Raw genomic sequence first — 19,746 nt, 5'->3', positions numbered from 1 at the left:
CCGTGTTGCTTCAGCTGCCGCTCTGCCGGCTTCCGCTGACTACGCTACCAAATTTAGTCCACTGCCTTTGCCGTTCACAGTGCGAACGCTTGATTTTGCGTTTGCTGTCTCGATCGGCTGCAAAGGATCTGCGCGCTTTCCACCATAACCTTTGATGTTTTGGAAATCTGCCAAAGCTTCACGACGTCCCTGGTTGCCGAAGTTATCATTGAACTGGTTCCAGAATTGACGTTGATCTCTTTGACCGTGTCCGTTCATATTGGTTTGGTTTTGAGTCGCAGTATCTGCCGACGCGGAATTCACCACATCAACCTTTACATTTTCTACCGAGAGCTTGTGGGCAGCAAGACTGGTTTTCAGTTCAGCTAGACTAGACTCAATTGTCTTTTTCGCCTCTTGAGTATCCGCTGACATCTGAAGGTTCACTTTGCCGTTTTCAAGCATTACTTTCAGATGAACAGTTCCCATGCCCTCTGGGGTCATTTGAACTTTCATCTCGCCGCCGCCGTTTTTAATCAAGTATTGAGCTTGATTCATCAACTGCTTCACAGCTGCTTCATTTTCGGCATTGTGTTGACCAGCCACGGGAGCCGCTACTGGAGCTGGAGCCATCGGATCGAACTTCAAAGCATCTGCCTTCATTGGCATACCTTGAAGACCTTGGCCTTCCATTCCTGTCATTGCGGTTTTAAACTCGGCCGCTTTCGCAGTGAGCTTACCCTTTACAAAATCTTTCTCGTGACCCGTCGCTTTTTGCGCGAACTCTTTCTGGTTCTGCATGAACGACTGTCCTTGAGGATCTTGTTGTTGCTGTTGCAGGAACTCTTGCGCCGTCGCTTTTCCTTGAACAACATTTTGAGCTTGCGGACCTTGCAAAGCCTTTCCAGCTTGCGGAGCCTCCACACCCGTCGCCATTTCGCCATTCATTTCTGGAGAGTCCTCACCAGCTTCACCAGCTGCCCTTTGCTGAGCTGCCGCTTTCTTAGCTGCAAGAGCAGCCAAAAGAGCTGGCGACATCGTGTCCTGCATCTGACCTTGCAAATGCGGAGGAAGCTGCGGCACCTTTGCCTGTTGCGCCTGAGGCATCTCTGGAACTTGAGCACCTTTACCCATCACATCAAGAGCGGCCGCATCGGTGCCGTCGGCTGCCAATGCAGAGTCATCCATCGTGATTTTTTGCGCCAAATTGCCATCAAGAGTTGGCATCGCCGTTGGTGCAGCTTGCTCATTCATCCAAAACTTTTTGTTGAGATGCTCAATTGAGGATCCCATCATCGTTTTTTGTTCTTGAGCCGCAGCAACACGTGCTTGGACGCCTTGTTGAGACGCCAAACCACCACCCAGTGCCATTTCCGGCATTGGTCTTTGAGGCTGTTGTGTTTGTTGAAGCTGTAGGAGCATGGATGCATACATCGCACGGGCTTTATCAGCCTGAGCGTCGTCTAAACCCAAGTTCTTCACCACAGCATCTGCTGTTTTCTCTGGGGATTCTTTCAGTTGGCTGTCGTCCAACTTGGCCATCGCTTCCACAAGTCGTGTGGGAGGGATCTCAAATTCACTCTCGAAAGAGTCCATGAATTCTTTTATAGCCTGTTGTCGATTCGCCGACTTCTTTTTTACATTCCCATCCGGTTTTGCAACCTTTTGTTCCGTCTTCCCGTTGTCCTCGGTTGTGGGCTTCTGTTCAGAATCGTCATTGTCTTCACGATCCTTCGCTTTCGCTTCCTGCCGTGGAGAATCTTTTAATTCCTTCGGATCTTTCGGACTCACTGGATTATTATTCAGCTTGTCTTGCAGAGTCTTCCCGAATGAAGATTCAGCTCCGGAACCCTTGAAGTCTTTTTCAAATGTCTTTGCAGAAGACATCGACTTCAAATCGGTCGCACCCACCATTTGGGGGCCGACTGTATTTAACAAACCTTCCTCCTTCCTTGGAACGAAGTTATTTCAGCTTTCGCGACTGCCGTCGCTGCAGCACTGTGCGCATTAGCGCCGTTTATACCCAGCGTACTTCTCAGTGATAATCTGAGCTTTTTCTGGTTTTAATAAATTCATAATATCAGCAGCATTTTTCTTTTTCATACGACCAAGTATTTCAACCACCAAATCCTCGTCCATTGTCTCAAAGACTTTGGCCGCTTGAGGGGGCTTCATATTGGAGTACATCTGTACCAAGGTATCGATCTTCTGGTCGTCAGCCTTGACACGTTCTTCTAGCATTGAAGAGATTTTGCCGCGCATCTCTTCAAGCTCTTTGAGTCGTTTATCCATTTCAATTTTTTGCGCTTGTAGTTCCGCCTCTTGGCGATTCAGTTCTTCTTCACGAGCATCAAGTTCTTTTTTGCGATCATTCAATTTCGTTAAGTGGTCAAGATCATCAGCAGACATCGCCGCTGTTTTATCGGACTTATCATCGGCTGGAGTACGACCGTCTTTGGAATCGCTTGTCGTCGCAGCTTTTTCATCTTTCGCTGTAGATTCTTTGGCAGCTGGCTTAGCGGGTGTGTTCTCCGCAACCGCTTCCCCTGTCAGCGTGAATTCCACACGTTTCGCCAATTGCTCAACTTGCTCGTGGTTGTAAACTCCCCACAAGGCAACAAGCAATCCTAGGAAAGACACGCTCATCATTTTCCAAGGTACCGGCTTTTTCTTTTTTCTTTTTGGAGCTGTCATTTTCATACGACGGCGGATTTGCTGTTCAATGTCTTCAGATGCAAGATCAAGTTGCAAACGAGGTGCAGGATTTTTGTGGAACTTCATTCCACCACCATTTTCGTCAGCAGCTTTTCGAGCATTCTTAAAGAATTGATCGTATCCGTTCTTCATCGACTTATGATTCCTTCACAGCTTTAAAGCGCAGAATGGCTTGTTCATCCATCTCTTTTTGATCTTGGGAAATTCGTTCGGCTTTGTATTCCTCGAACTTATTTTCCCGCATCTTCTCCATAATTTTATAGTCTAGAGCGGCTTGTCGCAAAAGCTCTCTCTTGGCCTCGACCAATTTCTCGACCTGTTGAACTTTTTGCACCTGATGGGCAATGCGAAGTTTTTGTCCATTGAGGAAATCATTGATCTGCGAAAGAGCTGGACCTTGGGCACCGCCCATCTGCGCTAGTGTTCCAGCACGAGCATGGGCCTCTTGAACGTCACGATTCATTTTATCCAAAATAGCTTGCTGCTCATTCAAGATGTTAACAGCATCCTGAAAATCCTTTTGGGCAAGGCTTTCCTTGACCTTGCGATGATCCATAACTTTTTGCAGAGGAAATTTGAATTTCAAAACTTACTCCAGGCATCCTGCCTATCATTTTTCGAGGAAATGGGCCTTTTTTAACAGCCTCAAGCGTTCATTAATATCTGTTGCATCATGCGAACAGTGCTTGTGAAGTTGGTCGGATCTTCAACTCTTTGTTTTAAGAAGTCGTTGACCTGATCGATGACTTTCACAGCTTTATCAATTTTTGGATTCGATCCTGGCTTGTAAGCACCGATGTTGATCAAATCTTCTGCATCTTTATAAACAGCCAATGTTTCACGAAGTTTTTGCGCCAATTTCACGTGTTCAGGAGAAGCTACAGCTTTCATCACACGACTTGCACTTTGCATGACATCAACAGCCGGGAAGTGTCCACGAGCCGCCAACGCACGACTCAAAACAATATGCCCATCTACGATGGAACGAACGGAATCCCCGATAGGATCGTTCATGTCGTCGCCTTCAACAAGCGTCGTATAGAAACCTGTAATACTGCCTTCGCCTTCGAAAGAGCCCGCTCGCTCTAATAATTTTGGCAAAGTTGCAAATACACTTGGAGTATAACCTTTTTGAGAAGGCGGCTCACCAGTGCTCAAACCGATTTCACGTTGGGCCATTGCAAAGCGCGTGATGGAATCCATCATCAAAAGAACATTCTTCCCTTGCGAGCAGAAGTACTCGGCCATGGCTGTCGCCACGTAAGCGCCACGCATTCTAAGAAGAGGACTTTGATCACTCGTCACGCACACCACCACAGAGCGGGCCATACCTTCCGGGCCCAAATCATGCTCGATGAATTCACGAACCTCACGGCCACGTTCACCGATCATGGCAATCACGTTCACGTCGGCACTGGTATTTCGAGCCATCATCCCTAAAAGGACGGACTTACCCACACCGGAACCTGCCATAATTGCGACACGCTGACCTAGACCAGCGGTTAATGCTCCGTTAATAGAACGAATCCCAACATCAATAGGTTCGCGAATAGGTCTGCGAGCCAGGGGATTGCGAACCTCACTGTACAAAGGAATTTCACGGAAATTTTCAATTTCGCCCTTATCATCCAAGGGACGCCCCAAGCCATCCACCACACGCCCCAAAAGCTCTTCACCGGCGCGAACCGTCGCAATTTGGCGAGATAATATGATCTTAGAACCTAAAGCGACGCCTCTCATATCATTGAGGGCCATCATCAATACGTGTTTGTCTTTGAAACCAACAACCTCGGCTAAGAAAGATTTGTCAGTGCCTGCGGGATTGATCTGCACGATACTTCCAACACTAGCACCTGGAAGGTAGCCTTTGATAAGCATTCCATTCACTTCAGTCACTTTTCCGCTATCGCGGGTTAAGTGGATTGAACTGACAATATCAGAATACTTTTCGAGATTGAGTTCGAACTCACTCATTAGCTAGCAACCTTGTTTTTGACCTTAGGCATATTTTCAGAAAGAGTCGCCCAAAGCTGTTGAATACGCTGTTCGGTACGCGCATCGACTTCACCGTAATTGGTTTCAACGATACAACCGCCATCCGTAATATCAGAATTTGGTTCGAAACGGATTTTCTTCGCAAACTCAAACTCGCGAGCCGTTTCTTTTTTAAGCTCTTCCATAAATTCGAATTGAGATTGGGAAACGTGCACGGTGATTTCTTCTTCGTCTTGAGCCAGGCCCACAGCATCACGAAGAATCTGAATCATGGCTTCGTTATTTCCCTCTAGCTGAGTCTTCGCCAAGCGCGCTGCCATTTGGAAAGTCAGCTGCACCAAGTGAGACTCATTGAATGAAGATAATTCTTTTTTTAATTCTTTAATACCAAGAAGAAGAGTATCCATCGTCGCCATACGTTCTGTAATTTCAGCAGAAACCGCTTCGAAAGCTTCTTTGCGACCTTCTTCAAGGCCTAACTGATAAGCTTCTCGGTAAGCCTGCTCTTGAATCTCTTTTAGCTTTTCTAGAGCTGCCGCTTCGACCTTTTCCTCTTCGCTGATTTTCTCGACTTGATCGATCCCCGTTTGCACGCGAACCGCGTCGTTCATGCGGAAGTCCGAACCTTTTTGCTTTTGTTCTAAATAGCCCATCGCTGGATCCGGAGTTCCAAGGTCAAAGCGCATTGGAACGAATTCCAATACGGTTTGATCCGCCAACTCTTTGGACAGAACAGACTTCGCTTTGCGAACAGGCCCATTACCTGGGCTGCTATTAGACCATGGCATCTTCTGAACCGCCTCTTGCAATCAGGATTTTTCCTTCGGCCTCTAAACGGCGAGCCGCATTGACGATCTCCTGTTGCGCAGACTCGACGTCTGACAAACGAGAAGGTCCCATGTTGCCCAAGTCTTCGCGTAACATCTCTGCCGCACGAGCCGAGATATTTTTGAATATTTTGGTACGGATCTCTTCGCTTGAAGTTTTGAGAGCAAGCAAAAGCTTGTCGTTCGGAACCTCTTTGAGAAGAGTTTGAATTCCACGGTCGTCGATTTTGACGATATCGTCGAATACGAACATAAGTTTGCGAATCTCTTCCGCAAGAAGAGGATCTTTTTCTTCCAAGCGCGACATGATCGCAGTCTCTGTGTTCTTGTCCATAACGTTGAGCATCTCTGCCACCGGCTGAACACCACCAAGACTTGCTTGTTCCACAGTTGCTGTATTTGATAATTGATTCTTTAACACGCGGTCGATCTCTGCGATCAACTCTGGATCCACGTGCTCAAGGTTCGCCATACGCAAAACGACTTCGGCCTGCAATGCCTCAGGAAGACGTTTTAGAACCTCACCTTTTTTCTCTGGCTCCAAGTGAGCCAAGATCACCGCAACAGTTTGCGGATGTTCGTTCACAAGGAACGTTGCCAAGGATTTCGCATCCACCATCTCGAGGGATTCCAACGAGCGCGAACCGCCCGAAGTGATATTCAAACCACCCAGGATACCGCGGGCACGTTCTTCACCCAAAGCATCTACGATTGTATCTTTAGCAGAGATATCTTCAGAGAAGATATAGTCTTCAGTTTCCGAAATCATTTCATAGTATTCTTCCAAGACACGTTTTGTAACGTGTACAGGAACAACACGCAGCTTGCTCATTTGATTGATCAGCTTACGAATATCCGCATCATCCATACGACGAAGAAGAACTTTAACAGCATCACGTCCCAAGTAATTGATCAGGATCGCGGCCTTATCAAAGCCTTTTAGATTTTCATACTCAATGTTATCGGCCTTATGAAGTTTCATTAGCCATCCTTCCTAACGAGCCACATACCAAATGCATTTGCTGCTTTTTCTTCATCACGGCTCATCGAAGCCATAATGCGATCTTTAAGTAATTCACTTTCAGCTTTCTCTGGATCTATCGATTCCTGCAGAACAGGAAGGGCTGTAGACATACCAGGAAGTGTGTTATCGACGGACTGCAACTCTTCCAATTCTTCGATGGTACGTGGAAGCATTTCCTCCACAGAGTCTTGGAAGCTGTCCGTGATCCATTGCATGAATGGACGAACCACGATGAAGAAGAACAAAGCCAACGAGAAACCAAGCAAAGCCCATTTGAACAAAGCATGGATCAACTTCTTACGCTCAAGCGTAGTCAGGATTTTTTCTGCCTCCGAGAAGTCTTCAGGTTGGAACTGAATTGTTTCTACTTTGACAGAGTCCCCACGAGCCGCGTTGAATCCGATAGCGCTCTTGATCAAGTCTTCGTATTTTTTTACTTCTTCCGCTGAGCGAGGAGCCCATTTTGTTTCTGTTGTGCCATCCGGCTTCGTCGTTGTCGTGGTTACGCCATCCACAACAACGGCAACACTTACTCGCTCTAGATTTCCGGCAGTTTCGCGGATGTTACGAACTGTTTTAGGAACTTCATAGTTAATTGTTTTAAGTTCTTTTTTTACGTCTTGTTTGAATCCTGTTTGGCCATTGTTATCTTCGGCACCAGGAATATTCGAGCGAGATCCTGGAATTCCAGATGGATTTGATCTTGCACCATCCAAAGATTCCTCTTCAGATTGTTGCGACTTGATCGCCGTTTTATCTGGATCTACAACCTCTTCCACAGAGGAAATCACTCTGTGATTCAATTGCGCATCTACTTTAGCCACGACTTTCGCATGACCTACAACTTTAGACAAAATGTCTTCGATACGATCTTCTAAATCGTGTTCAACTTTTGCTTTTAGGTCCAAAAGTTCGTTCGAACCACCGGTAGAACCGTCAGATGTTCGAGTCAAAACTTTACCGCGTTCATCAAGAACCGCGACTTTATCTGGATCCATACCTTCAACAGCATTGGCAACTAGGTAACGGATACCGCGAACTTGATCCGCACTCAATTCCTTACCCTGATGAAGTTCAACCACGACCGAAGCTGATGGTTGACCACCTTCCTCAAGGAAAGTCTTTTTCGCAGGCAAGGCTAAGATAACTTTAGATTGTTTTACCGCTGTCAAAGTGTTGATGGCTCTCATCAACTCACCTTGAAGGGCACGTTGGTAATTAATTTTTTGTGCGTAAGAGTTTACGCCGAAATCCTGCTTATCAAAAAGCTCAAGACCGATCGTTCCCATTTTCGGAGAACCGATTTCAGCCATCAACGTCATTTGTGTTGAATGTAAAAGCTCTTTAGGAACGGCAACTGTTTTGCCTTCGTCACGAAGTTGGAAGGGGATGTTCTTTTCGTTCAATTTAGCGACAATTGTAGAAACCTGCTCTGTAGGGATATTTGTGAAAAGAGCAACATAGTCCCTACCCGAAGCCATGAACAGCATCGTACACAAAGCCACAAGGGCAATCACTGATACCGCTATGACTGAAAGTCGTTTGGTTGGTCCTAAGTTTTTAAAGAACTCGCGAAACTGGACAACCAATCCACCGAAAATTTTGTTCAAGGCCCACTCCTACTTACGCTTCGAAATCCGCCGAAGCATTAAAGTCTACTTTTCGTCGTTCGCTTTTCCGTACTGGTCACTTGCGACGAAACTTCCCCACGATCAAAACTAAAAACTAAACCTGCATTTTCATAACTTCTTGGTACGCATCAATGATCTTGTTACGTACTTGGACCATCACTCTCAATGCGATGTCTGCGCGTTCGGCAGCGATCATCGCTCCAGCGACGTCGTCTGTTTTTCCTGTCGCAACGTTCTGAGCAAAAGTGTCAGATGACTTTTGCAATTCGTTCACAGAGTTCACAGCGTCTTTCAAGGTGTCAGCGAAGCTCTTACCGCCTTCTGCATTTGATGTCGAACCAACGGATGAAGGACCCTCGACTGTCAAAGATTTGGAATCACGAAGGCTTCCAGTGTCGAGGAATCTATTTGCATTTCCGACAGTAAAACCTTCCATGGCTTCACCTCTTTCCCTTATAAAATAGTAATCTAAACGTACTCAAATTTCCTGCTTTTTCAGCCTGGTCCAGGAATGATTTTCCCTCTCCTAACCAGCCTCGACCGTCAAGTTGCTAGCGGTTTAGCGGCCGATCTCCAGCGCGCTCATTGCCATGTCTTTAGAGGCTTGAAGAGCTGTTACGTTGGCCTCATAGGAACGCGATGACTGTATCATATTGGTCATTTCTTCCATGAGATTGATATTTGGATAGGCCACGTAACCATCCGCATTCGCATCAGGATGATCCGGTTCATACTTAAGCAACGGAGCTTTACGATCCGAGATAACATCGGAAACCTGGACCCTCTGCATGTTTCCTTGCGGGTCTGTACCAGTGAAAATCTCGCCAAAGTTTTTCGCATCAGGCATGGATTCAAAGACCACGTCTTTTCTGCGATAAGGACCACCCTCAGGAGTTTGAGTGGTATTGATGTTAGCAATGTTACTGGCAATCGTATTCATGCGCATTCTTTGCGCCGCCATACCACTGCTGCTAATTCTCATCCCTGTTAAAAAATCTGCCATTTAAGTTACTCCAGCGCGTCCTGCGCTTCACTCTCAAATTCTAAAAATTAACGACCATCGCCGGCCGCGTATTTAAGTGCCGCCATTTTTTTATTAATCAATTGCAGAGCAGATTTGTACATGATGGCATTCTCAGCCAACGCAGACATTTCTTTCTCTAGATCCACAGTGTTGCCATCGTTATTTACGGCGCCCTCTGGATTTTCATAGATATCGGGACGAGTTTTTGCGGCAGAAATGCCACCAACAGCGAAGTGATCCGGGCTGCTGGTGCTCAAAGAGTTCATGCCGTCCATATCCAATGCACGGCTCAAAGCGTCTTCGAAATCCATTTTTTTTGCATGGTAGCCCGGCGTCTCAGCATTCGCAATGTTCGATGCCGTGACGTTGTTTCGGATCTGCCTCATGCGCAGTGAGGTCGCTAAGGCATTCGTGGTTTTATCGAAAAGATCTCCACTCATACAACACCCTCCTTATACTCATTGAGTTTGTTTCTCAAAGTTCTAATGCTGATTCCCAACATTTGAGCCGCACGAGTGCGGTTCTGAGCCGTCAACTCCAAGGTCTGTAAAATGAGACGCTTCTCGACCTCAGAAAGGGACATGCCTGGGGCAAAATCCACAGCCATTTCGTCGGCGACTGCTTCAAATTGAATTGATTCAGGGCCGATCGTTGAATTTTTTGCAAGAACCACGGATCTTTCGATCACGTTTTCAAGTTCACGGATATTTCCCGGCCAGTTCCAACCATGCAAACGCGCGTAAGCATCTGCTGAAAGTACAAGACCTTGCTTGCCGTGCATGATCTGCGAAACTTCCAAAATAAATGCCACAATGTTTTGGAAATCCGCAGTGCGATCTTCCAAACGTGGAATTTCCAAATGAACAACGGCTACTTTATAGAATAAATCCTGACGGAATTGTTCTTGTTTCACCATCGCGCGAATGTCACGACGAGATGTAGAAATGAATCTTGGTCTTGTGCCATCGGTGCGTTCTGCTAGTTTCATCAGCTCGGCTTGAGTTACAGCTGAAGCGCAATCCAAATCTTCTATCAATAAAGTGCCACCGTCGACTCTAGAGAAATCAAAGCCGCCAGCGTTTTTGCACTCCAAAACATACAGACGTGGAGAACGACTCTTAGTGTAAACATAACGAGCCAAGCTTGTTTTACCTACACCAGCATCACCTACAATTAGAAGACTTGCTTGCGTTCCAGCCAATTGAAGACTCAACTGTTTGGTTTCGTTCATTTTTCTGTCTTCGATATGTAGAGCATCAAAATCAAAGTACGACATCTACTCTCCTACTTACTTTCTCTTTCAGACATTGCTGGAATTCGTTTGATATATTTTTTGTATCCGTCACGCCATTCGGAATTCTTAAGTTGTTCCTGGGCCAGATCTTTCCAGAAACCACTTTTTGAGCCTTTGAATTCATTCCAGGTTTCAGCAGCTTGTTGAACGTCGCCGCGTTTGAAATAAATTTGGCCTAACTTGTAACGGATTGATGACAACGGACGTGTCTCTTCATACTTATCAAGAAGCTCTTGGTAAGCATCAATGGCTTGGTCTTTTGAACCTTTCGCCAAATACGTGTCACCCATCATTTCAAGAGCTTTTGCATGAGTCACTGGTGACACATGATCTGAATCTTGCGCCAACTTGTCGATCATGCCCAAAGCCTGAATCGCCTCGTCTTTTTTACCTTGCTTCAATTGAAGCTCGGCCAATTTTAAATAAGGCTCTGCCACAAGTGCCGGTTGGCCTTTCCATGTGCGAAGAAGTTCGCCCAAATAGCGAATTGCTGATTCTGTATCGCCACGTCTTTCAAGCAAACGGACTGCGATATTCACGCGTTCGATCTGTTCCGTCTCGGAAAGCTTCTCCGGTGACTTCACGTTTTTCAAATTTTCATAAGCTTGATTGTATTTTTGTTCCGCGGAAGAAACCGCAGCCAAGCGCAAGTTCAACTCATCCTCAGAAGGTACTTTTTCCTTAACACTGACTTCTTTTGCTTCATTCGTTCCGCGGATTGAATACACGCGATTCAAAACATCTTTATAATATTTTTCTGATTCGACAGGAACGCCAGCCATTTCGAATGCCCGCCCCACATTGAATTTCGTGTCTAGACGTTTCGAGTTCTTTAACCAGCTATCTGAATACTTGCTGTGCGTTTTCAAAGCGCCGATGAAGTCGCCATCGTTCACTTGTGACTCAAGTTTGTTATTGATATTCGCAACAATTCTTTGAGTCATCAAAGGAACATCGACTGTGTTTGGATGCTCTTTATAATATTTAGAAAGAAGATCGATGGACTTATCGAATTCACCACGTTGAGTGTAACCGTCAGCCACCATGACCGTTGCGAATTGTTCCATCTTGGGAAGATCTACTTTCTTCGCCAAAGACATGATTTCCTTTACGGCATTTTCAGTTTCTTTTGGCTTCATGCCCTTCATGCGAGCTGAAAGCAAACGAAGACGCGCAACAACCGCACTTGGATTTTCACCATAGCGGAAGTAAGTCTCTAAATAGGCGCCCATCACGCGGGATTTATCCGCGCCCAAGATTTCAAGCAACTCACCCATACGAGTCATTGCAAATGGAGCATGATCGCTGGATGGGAATTTTTTAACAAAGTCGCGATACAAATCCAAACTTTGCGGATATTTTTCCATACCGAACAAAGACTCTGCTTGGTTGTAGTAGGCATTTGGATAGTAGCTTTGACCTTCAGGATATTTCTTCAAAGCTTTTTGATATTCATCGACAGCCTTTGCATAATTACGTGCTTTGATCCACACGTCACCACGACGATAAGCCGCCTCCACCTTCAAATCACGATGAGTCGAATTTTTCTCGATGTCGTCAAACTGAGCGACCGCATCTTCCCATTTATTCAAACGCATGAAGGCCAAACCCATGCCCATGCGAGCCAGATCTTTAGACAAAGATTCTTTTCCACCAAAATTTTTGTTGTCGATATGTTCTTTGAACAAACGAAGCGCACCCAAGTTATCACCATGCTCTAAAGACAGATAACCCAACTTCAGTGAAGTACGTTCTGCAAGAGGAGATTTCGGATATTTCGTGATCGCCTCTTTATATTTTTGCATCGCTTCGTCATAACTTCTTTGATATTCAGGTTGCTTTGACAACGCCAAGTGAACATCAGCTGTCATGAAATCGATGATTTCGTTGTATTCAGATTTTGGATATTTTTCTTTGAACCACTGTTGGGTCTTAAGGAAAACGCCGTAACGCTCTTTTTCAAAAAGAGTTAAAAGCAAACGAGCTTGTTTATTTTCTTCTGTGGACTTCGGCGCTATTTCATACACCGTAGGAGTTGTCTTGATTTTCTCCCAATAGCTCACGGGAGTTTCCAACATTGGGAAACCAATATAATAGTTGTCTTTAGAACGAATGATGGAGTCTTCTTTGATATCGTAAGGCTTGATCGAGAAGCGTTCGTAATCGGGATCGCCGCCATCGAAAATACCTTTATGTTCTACAGACTCATCATTTTGAGTAACAGCAACACCTTGGTTTGCTATCGTCAATACGTCTGCAGCAGCAGGTTTTCTGCCTTTTTCTGTTTTAGCTTTTGCTATTACTTTCGTGCGCTTATCTTCCTTGGATTTTTCTTCCGTCTCTTTTCTGGAAACCGATTGCTTCTTCGCAGGTTTTGCAACATTGGGATTAACGTAGAAATCCACGATCAAGCGTGACGGTTGATCTGTCAAATAATCGAATGTTTCGATGTTGTTGCCAGACAACGTGAAATCTACCAAGTACTTTCCGTCTGGACCTTTGCGATTCACAGAAACTTCAGTGACCATGTCACTTTTAAATTTATTCAACGACTGAACGGTTGCATCGTCCAATGCTGGAACCGTCATCTCAACAACGGTTTTGCCTTTATTTTCGCTGCGTTTGACGTCGTAATCCCAGTTCTGCTGACCAGATAATTCAAGATGAACGGTATCACCCTGAAAATTAATTGCGCCATTGACCTGAGCCGCCATTGCTGGAGCTAGACCAAAGAACAGGCATCCTGCCATCACTAGATTTCGCAAAGTGTTCACTCCTTGAACCTCTTCTTTTCCCTGACTTGTGCTATTGCACAGACGGTGCCACACCTTGCGAAGGTCTATTGGCAAATATGTTCAAGATGGGCAAAAAGTTTCATAGAATTATTGTCAGGCCTGACAAAGTCATGACAGTGACTTTGGTCCTGATTCAGGTCACACTACTGAATTAGTAGCGAGAAAATTCCGATAGATAGGCGTTATGAGAAACCACCTTGTTAGATTTTGCATCATTAGTTTGCTTCTCAGTAGTTGTGTCTCCGTCCAACTTCCTGGCGGGAAAGTCACACCTGCAAAGGATGTCCAGTATTCAGAACCTGGCGTGCCTTTTGAAAAAATAAAATCCCAGAACGCCGATCGCACATGGCTTAGTAAAAATACTGGAAACACAATTTCTTATCTGTCTGAATGTGGTGGTACTGCCGATCCTAGTTTACAAAGTATCGAGTCTGAATCATTAAGCGCAATGAATGAGCTCAAAATTCTTGCGACAGAAGAATTGACATACAATGGTCGAGAGGCCCGTCAAACAACTGCGCGTGGTGAAATTGATGGCGTACCCGTCCAGATCGCCTTGCTGATATTCAAGAAGAACGGCTGCACTTACACTTTAAGCTACGGTGGTTTGCAAAAACAATTCTCTGTCGAGCAAAAATACTTCGAGAAATTTAAAACAGACTTCAAGGCTCCATAATGATTCAGTTGATGCTTCCTCTTTCAGCGTTTGTGATCGAGATGCTGCACTTCTTGGGTGGCATAGGTCTATTGACGCGTGAAATCTGTAAGGAACTTTTCACAACAAAAATTTATTGGAAACTTTTAGCAGAGCAAATCTATCAAGTTGGTATGCGCTCGACGCCCCTGGTAGTTATTACCGCGGTAAGCACGGGCATGGTGATGAGCTTGCAGTTTGGTCTTGGCTTAGAAAAGTTTGGTGGCAAGCTTTATGTTCCAAAGCTTTTAGCAGTAACAATTCTTCGCGAGATGGGACCGGTCTTTACAAGCTTGATGCTGGCGGCTCGTGTGGGAGCAGGGATCGCTTCTGAAATCGGCAGTATGGTAGTGACTCAACAAATCGATGCAATTCGTGCATTGGGTACGTCACCAATTCGCAAGATCGTCATTCCTAGAGTTCTAGCTTGCCTAATCGTCCTTCCCATTCTTGTGGGTATCACAAATGTCGTCGGCAATGCCGGCGGCCTTTTGATTGGCGCGACAGAACTTCGCTTGGATCCAGGATTTTATGTTCTAAAAGTTCTAACGACTTCAACTCTCTCGGACTATCTTTCAGGATTCGGAAAAAGTTTCTTCTTTGCTTTATTCATTTCGATACCTTCATGTTACTTTGGCTTAACCGTAAAAAATGGAACTAAAGAAGTTGGCATTGCGACAACAAAGGCCGTGGTTGTCTCTTCTATTTTGATTTTGATCGGCGACTTCTTCTTATCTAAACTTTTCTGGATTGTGGAGAAAATGATATGAGTAGCAATCCACAAAAGAGTTATATTGAAGTTATCGACTTCCATAAGTCATTCGGTGAAAAAAGAGTTCATGCGGGCGTTAGCTTTTATGTTCGCAAAGGCGAATGCTTGGGCCTTATTGGCGGATCAGGTACAGGCAAGAGCGTGCTTTTACGCAGTCTTGTCGGTCTTGAAAAACCGGATAAAGGCCAAATCATCATTGATGGCGAAGACATCGTGCCAATGAATGAACGTCAGCTTGTCGAAGTCAGAAAAAAGGTCGCTTATGCTTTTCAAGGCGGTGCTCTTTTCGACTCGATGACTGTTTATGAAAATCTTGCTTATCCTTTGCGCGAACATACGAAGATGACTGAATCTGAAATTGCCGCACAAATCCGTGCGCAATTGGAAGAGTTCGGTCTTGATGCCACAGCAGAAAAACTTTATCCCGGCAGTCTTTCCGGCGGTATGCAAAAACGTGTCGGCCTGGCTCGCGCGATGATGATGCATCCCGAAGTCGTTCTGTACGATGAACCGACCGCAGGTCTCGATCCATACAATACAAAACGTATTCAAGAGTCGATCTTGAAAATGAAAGCCAAAGGTGTGACTTCGATCTTGGTAACTCATGATATGCCAACAGTTTATGCTGTTTGTGACAAAGTTGCGTTACTTATAGAGGGTCGCATTGGCGAACAATATACTATTGATAAATTAAAAACGGAGCCTTCAGGCGTGATGACACAATTTATAAACGGGGAAAGTGTCTAATGGAATCACACTCCAGCACACAACTTAAAGTTGGGATTTTCTTAGCCATCGGGATCGTCGTGATTCTGGTATCGATCTTTTTCTTGGGCGCCGACAAAGCGTTCTTTAGAAGATACATTAAAATCCATGCACATTTTGAACAAGTTCAAGGTTTGGCTGTCGGTAGCGTCGTTTCATTGTCAGGTGTGACAGTGGGCAACGTTCAAGACATCACATTCTTGCCTTCCGAAGACAAACTTGACGTGGCAATGAGCATCGATTCGAAATATATCGAGCGCATCCGCAAAAATTCTGAAGTTGAAATTCGCACACAAGGAGCCCTGGGTGATAAGTTCGTCTTCATCTTCCCCGGCGACCCTAGAGATCCTGTCGTTACTAGTGGTGATGTTCTTCCTATCGCGAAACCGTCCGATCTTTTAGGCGTGATTTCAGAGCGCGGTGGTGAAGCAGGTAAAATCTTTGACGTGATCAATGAGCTTTACAAAATGACGAAAACCATCAATGCGGAAAATCGCATGGGCAAAATCATGAACAACTTCGAAATTGCTTCTGGCAATTTAGCTCAAGTCAGTAAAGATGCTCAAAAGATGGTGAACTCTGTTAATGCCGGAAATGGCGGCGAAAAACTTCACCACTCGATCGAGAAATTGGATTCTATTCTAACAAAGATCGATCGCGGCGAAGGAACCCTGGGCCTCTTGATCAACGATCCCTCCTTACACAACCAGTTAAAGTCTTACTTAGGTGGCACCCAACGTAAAAACCACGTAAAGACCCTTCTTCGCACCTCTATTGAAAAAGAGGAAGAGTAAGGCAATTTTTATCTGACAGGCCCCCTTTTTGCTTTTTAGACCTCCAAACGATTTAAATCCATTTTGGAGGATCTAATGAGCAAAAAGCTTCTGGCCGTAGCCCTATTTTGTCTCCATGTCATTCCTTTAAACAGTCATGCAGCAGATGTTTCCCCGTCTGATTTGGACGTCTTAGTCGAAGGCAGCCAAAGTGATGCAAAGGCCGCCATTCGCGCCAAAATCCAAGAAAATCAGCGCCTGGCTGTCGAGATCTCTCGTGTTCAAGATCAAGTGACTGCGATTCAAAAAGACATCGCCCTTCATGGCAAAAATGCTAAGAAAAATCTAATTATCGCTGCTGGAACTGCGTTGGGGACGGCCATCGTTTCCGGTGCCTTGTATGCAACAGCAAAAGGTGAAATCGGTGCCGAGCTTAATATCATGGGCGCCCTGTTCACTGGATTAACAGGTGCTTCTTATACCATCATCCGCGGAGGCAATGCTGGCTATGAATATCTTCTTCTTAAAGTAGATGAGTCAAAACTTCCGGGTTTGCAAATGCAGTTGTCTGTTTTGAAGCAGCAATTAGATCAGCAAACTCAGGAGCTCTTGAAGTAGGTAGTTCGTGAAAGCAATTCTGCACATCTTCATCGCAATAGCCATCGCGACAAGCTCAGTTAGCGTCCATGCCGCTGAGATGTGCAGTTCTGTCTTTTTTGAAGGACCTCATCACCTTGAGGCCTTAAACGAAGCTCTACAAAAAGCAATTCGCTCTGATGGCTCAGTTAAGGGGCTTTCTTCAAATGACCTTGAATATCTTGTAGAGAAAGTCTTCGATCGCCAAGAAGCCCCTCTTTATAAAATTTCTGATTATTGGCGCCTCAATAAAGAACAGCGTATTCTTAAAGTTGTATCCCGCGAGGTGAACGAAGAGCTGACTCATCAAGGCTTGCTTCGTTATTTCGAAAATCACAATCTTAAGGTTGATAATGATCGTCTGATGACAAAGCTTCATATGATCAACCGCAGCCCCATTTTCCATGCGGGACAAGCCGTATGGTCTACTGTAACAGCGTTTACTCGCGGCATCCCACCGCTTTGGTTGCCAAGCATCTTCTTTACGATGAAAGAATCCGATCGCACTACTTTGATCCTAAAGGGATTAGATTCTAAAGAGGGAAAAGCTATCACAGCAAGCTATGGACTTAAACAGGAAGCAATTCGCGGCTACACGGTGTTTTCACGCAACTATACTTACGTGATGTTGGCGGCGCTGACGTACATCGTTTTTGATAAAACCCTCGATTTCCTAAAGCAGAAAGATCAAAAAGAAAGTGTGGATGCTTTCGACTTCCTTCTTCGCCAATTCCAAAAACTCTACGGAGTGAATACTTCGGAAACCAAGGAAGACTTCCTTTTTGAAGCAGTCATTAAAAATTTTCAAGAAAAGTACAACCGTCTTCCAAGTCCTCTAGAGGAAAACATGATTTGCCATAAAGTTTATGGCGCCAAGGGATGTCCCTAATGAAAAAGCCATCTATTATTCTCGCTTCGGCTTTATTAATTATGAACGCGCTGGCTCCAAGGGCCTTCGCTCAGACACAAAATTCAAGCTTCGCCAATGACGAAACTTTCCTTGAGCGATTGGGTTTTGAAAAGTACACTCAGGAAATTCAATTCACTTTAGATCATGAGCAACTAAATGCTGTTTCCCAAAAAGTTTTGCTGGGAAATAAAGATCGCTACCAAATAGTCGATATCGCCCGCGACATGTCTCTACAAATTTATGAGGCGATCAAGTGGCAACTCTATAACCCGCAAATTCGAAAAAAAGCCGTGCGCCTGACGGGACACTTATTACGTCCTCACGCATTGCTGACGGACGTGCCATTGCCTGACAGCTTGAAAACACTATCAAAAGATCAGTTTTCAAAAGCACGCGAAGCGTATTTAACTCAGGTCGCGACTCAACGTTTTGAAGAAGAGCGTACAAAGATTCTTGCAACGATTGTGGATCTGATGATCTCGTCTCAGCAAGTTTCGGGACAAAGTACGTTCACAGAACAAAACATCATGGATATGTTCCAGGCGAATGTGTCCCAGTACTTGCGCATGAAATATCAGTATATGGAAATGCAAAATACCCAATATTGGGGTCGTGCGATGGCAGCGCTATTAGTTCACCATTCTCGTATGGACAAGCAACCTGAAATCGAAAAAGATCTTCAGTTTGTTCTTTCCAAACAGAATGATTCTTTAGGAAATTATCTGAGTGATGTTCAGTCGCTGCGCAACAGCGATCAAAAAGTCCAAACTTTCACTCTGCAATCAGGAGATTTTGCCAATGAATATTCTCATGGGACTGAAGCCTTCTATATCACGATTGGCGTAAGGCCTGGCGATTCTGCGAATCAACGTATCGCCAGCAAAAACAAGCTGATGGGATCTTTATGGCAAGTCGCCATGTATGCAACGCCTTCCGATGAAGAAGCGATCGTAGCAAAAGTTCGCACGAATCAGCCGCTCACGAGCAGAGAAAAACGTAAATTTTCTCGCATGAAAAAAGCTATTTCAACAAATGGCTGGTCCCATGTGGGCATTGTTGAAGTAAAAAAAGATACCGAAAGCGGTATCAGTATGCCCTGGATTTGGGACATTTACCCAAACAGTGACGTTGGCGGCATCCGTTTCATCGGCCCAGAAGGATTTGCTTTCCAAGAGCGTTTTCAAAAAGTAGGTTATGCCCGCTATGACAGCGCCAAGTTTATGAGCTATTACAAAGACTCCATTGCGAAGCGTGGTTATCAAGAAAATGTGTGGAGCAGTTTTGATTCTGTTATCAACGATAATAACGAAATTGCTTCTGATCTGCAGAAGCCACTATGGATCAAGACTCGTGCAAGTGCACAAGATGTCGAAATGTTGGCAAGCTATCCTTTAAGCCAAGCAGATCAATGGTATAAGGGGTTGATCATTCCTCGCGTCTTGAACATGATGAAAAACTATCTTGTGTCTAAAGATGCTATGGGGTTTGCTTCAGGGTTTGCAAATGCCAAGGGCGCAGCTTATTGCTCTCAAGCCCTGGTTCTTGCTTATCTTCAGTCCATCGATGTGGACCCTCAGGAAACTCAAGATAAATGGAGCAACTTCTTATTAATGACAAAGAAGTTCAACCTAGATGCATCCAATTACTTTGACTTAAGTGCGCGCATTATTTCGCCTAGCGGTTTTGCATGGCAAGCGAAACTTGTTCAAAGCGAAACCACTGTGCTTCTTGATTCACAACATCGCAGAACGAATTACTACGACATCAACATGGACTTGCTCACTTCAGATAAAGAAATTAGCAAAGATATCAGTTCGCTGGTCACGAAGGACGATACGGCAAAAGTCAGCTTGGATCCAGTCCTTGATGACGACGATCTTTAAAACAAAAGGCGCACTTTCCGGTGCGTCTT

General features: G+C 45.0%; 19 protein-coding genes. 7 read left to right on the top strand and 12 right to left on the bottom strand.

All coding sequences use genetic code 11. From position 1 onward, the window contains the following. Positions 1–39: 39 nt before the first annotated feature. The 12 genes from VF412_RS00880 to VF412_RS00825 form a co-directional block, all read right to left on the bottom strand. Positions 40–1,917 carry a flagellar hook-length control protein FliK gene (locus tag VF412_RS00880; RefSeq protein ID WP_331337303.1) on the bottom strand — a complete coding sequence of 626 codons (1,878 nt, stop codon included), beginning with the start codon at positions 1,915–1,917 and terminating at the stop codon, positions 40–42. Between the two features lie 69 nt (positions 1,918–1,986). After that, positions 1,987–2,826 (bottom strand): hypothetical protein, encoded by an 840-nt coding sequence (locus tag VF412_RS00875; RefSeq protein WP_331337302.1) that lies wholly within the window; start codon positions 2,824–2,826, stop codon positions 1,987–1,989. A gap of 4 nt (positions 2,827–2,830) precedes the next feature. Continuing rightward, a complete protein-coding gene (gene fliJ / locus VF412_RS00870; protein WP_331337301.1) occupies positions 2,831–3,280 on the bottom strand; it encodes a flagellar export protein FliJ in 450 nt (149 codons plus the stop codon). A gap of 59 nt (positions 3,281–3,339) precedes the next feature. Then, a complete protein-coding gene (locus VF412_RS00865) occupies positions 3,340–4,668 on the bottom strand; it encodes a FliI/YscN family ATPase (RefSeq protein ID WP_331337300.1) in 1,329 nt (442 codons plus the stop codon). After that, on the bottom strand, positions 4,668–5,477 hold the full coding sequence (locus VF412_RS00860) for a FliH/SctL family protein (RefSeq protein ID WP_331337299.1): 810 nt from the start codon (positions 5,475–5,477) through the stop codon (positions 4,668–4,670). Before VF412_RS00860 ends, VF412_RS00865 begins: the two co-directional genes overlap by 1 nt. Continuing rightward, positions 5,464–6,498 (bottom strand): flagellar motor switch protein FliG, encoded by a 1,035-nt coding sequence (fliG, locus tag VF412_RS00855; protein ID WP_331337298.1) that lies wholly within the window; start codon positions 6,496–6,498, stop codon positions 5,464–5,466. The genes VF412_RS00860 and fliG overlap by 14 nt, the downstream gene beginning before the upstream one ends. Further along, a complete protein-coding gene (gene fliF / locus VF412_RS00850; protein ID WP_331337297.1) occupies positions 6,498–8,150 on the bottom strand; it encodes a flagellar basal-body MS-ring/collar protein FliF in 1,653 nt (550 codons plus the stop codon). The genes fliG and fliF overlap by 1 nt, the downstream gene beginning before the upstream one ends. A gap of 115 nt (positions 8,151–8,265) precedes the next feature. Further along, on the bottom strand, positions 8,266–8,607 hold the full coding sequence (gene fliE, locus VF412_RS00845) for a flagellar hook-basal body complex protein FliE (RefSeq protein WP_331337296.1): 342 nt from the start codon (positions 8,605–8,607) through the stop codon (positions 8,266–8,268). A gap of 123 nt (positions 8,608–8,730) precedes the next feature. Continuing rightward, on the bottom strand, positions 8,731–9,174 hold the full coding sequence (gene flgC / locus VF412_RS00840) for a flagellar basal body rod protein FlgC (RefSeq protein WP_331337295.1): 444 nt from the start codon (positions 9,172–9,174) through the stop codon (positions 8,731–8,733). Positions 9,175–9,221: 47 nt separating this feature from the next. After that, entirely contained in the window at positions 9,222–9,635 is a 414-nt protein-coding gene (flgB, locus tag VF412_RS00835) for a flagellar basal body rod protein FlgB (protein ID WP_331337294.1), read from the bottom strand. Beyond that, positions 9,632–10,471: a sigma 54-interacting transcriptional regulator gene (locus VF412_RS00830; protein ID WP_331337293.1), complete on the bottom strand. Its 840-nt coding sequence runs from the start codon at positions 10,469–10,471 to the stop codon at positions 9,632–9,634. The genes flgB and VF412_RS00830 overlap by 4 nt, the downstream gene beginning before the upstream one ends. Before the next feature lie 8 nt (positions 10,472–10,479). After that, entirely contained in the window at positions 10,480–13,263 is a 2,784-nt protein-coding gene (locus VF412_RS00825) for a tetratricopeptide repeat protein (RefSeq protein ID WP_331337292.1), read from the bottom strand. A 205-nt stretch (positions 13,264–13,468) separates the two neighbouring features. Here VF412_RS00825 and VF412_RS00820 point away from each other — a divergent pair, with 205 nt between their 5' ends. The 7 genes from VF412_RS00820 to VF412_RS00790 all read left to right on the top strand — a co-directional run bounded on the left by VF412_RS00820 (position 13,469) and on the right by VF412_RS00790 (position 19,717). Next, positions 13,469–13,960 carry a hypothetical protein gene (locus VF412_RS00820; RefSeq protein ID WP_331337291.1) on the top strand — a complete coding sequence of 164 codons (492 nt, stop codon included), beginning with the start codon at positions 13,469–13,471 and terminating at the stop codon, positions 13,958–13,960. Then, positions 13,960–14,748, top strand: a complete 789-nt coding sequence (locus tag VF412_RS00815) for an ABC transporter permease (protein ID WP_331337290.1) — start codon at positions 13,960–13,962, stop codon at positions 14,746–14,748. Before VF412_RS00820 ends, VF412_RS00815 begins: the two co-directional genes overlap by 1 nt. Next, positions 14,745–15,497: an ABC transporter ATP-binding protein gene (locus VF412_RS00810; RefSeq protein ID WP_331337289.1), complete on the top strand. Its 753-nt coding sequence runs from the start codon at positions 14,745–14,747 to the stop codon at positions 15,495–15,497. Before VF412_RS00815 ends, VF412_RS00810 begins: the two co-directional genes overlap by 4 nt. After that, the gene (locus VF412_RS00805) at positions 15,497–16,309 is read left to right on the top strand and encodes an MlaD family protein (RefSeq protein ID WP_331337288.1); all 813 of its coding nucleotides are present in this window, start codon (positions 15,497–15,499) and stop codon (positions 16,307–16,309) included. Before VF412_RS00810 ends, VF412_RS00805 begins: the two co-directional genes overlap by 1 nt. Before the next feature lie 75 nt (positions 16,310–16,384). Then, positions 16,385–16,906, top strand: coding sequence for a hypothetical protein (locus VF412_RS00800; RefSeq protein WP_331337287.1), 522 nt, complete (start codon positions 16,385–16,387; stop codon positions 16,904–16,906). A 7-nt stretch (positions 16,907–16,913) separates the two neighbouring features. After that, complete coding sequence (locus tag VF412_RS00795) at positions 16,914–17,813, top strand: hypothetical protein (RefSeq protein WP_331337286.1); 900 nt, start codon at positions 16,914–16,916, stop codon at positions 17,811–17,813. Further along, a complete protein-coding gene (locus VF412_RS00790) occupies positions 17,813–19,717 on the top strand; it encodes a hypothetical protein (RefSeq protein WP_331337285.1) in 1,905 nt (634 codons plus the stop codon). Before VF412_RS00795 ends, VF412_RS00790 begins: the two co-directional genes overlap by 1 nt. Positions 19,718–19,746 lie beyond the last annotated feature (29 nt).

The organism is Bdellovibrio sp. (genome assembly GCF_036384735.1).
In the GTDB taxonomy this organism is placed as follows: Bacteria; Bdellovibrionota; Bdellovibrionia; order Bdellovibrionales; family Bdellovibrionaceae; genus Bdellovibrio.
The sequence above is the reverse complement of the archived record's forward strand: the minus strand, read 5'-3'. Positions and strand labels throughout refer to the sequence as shown.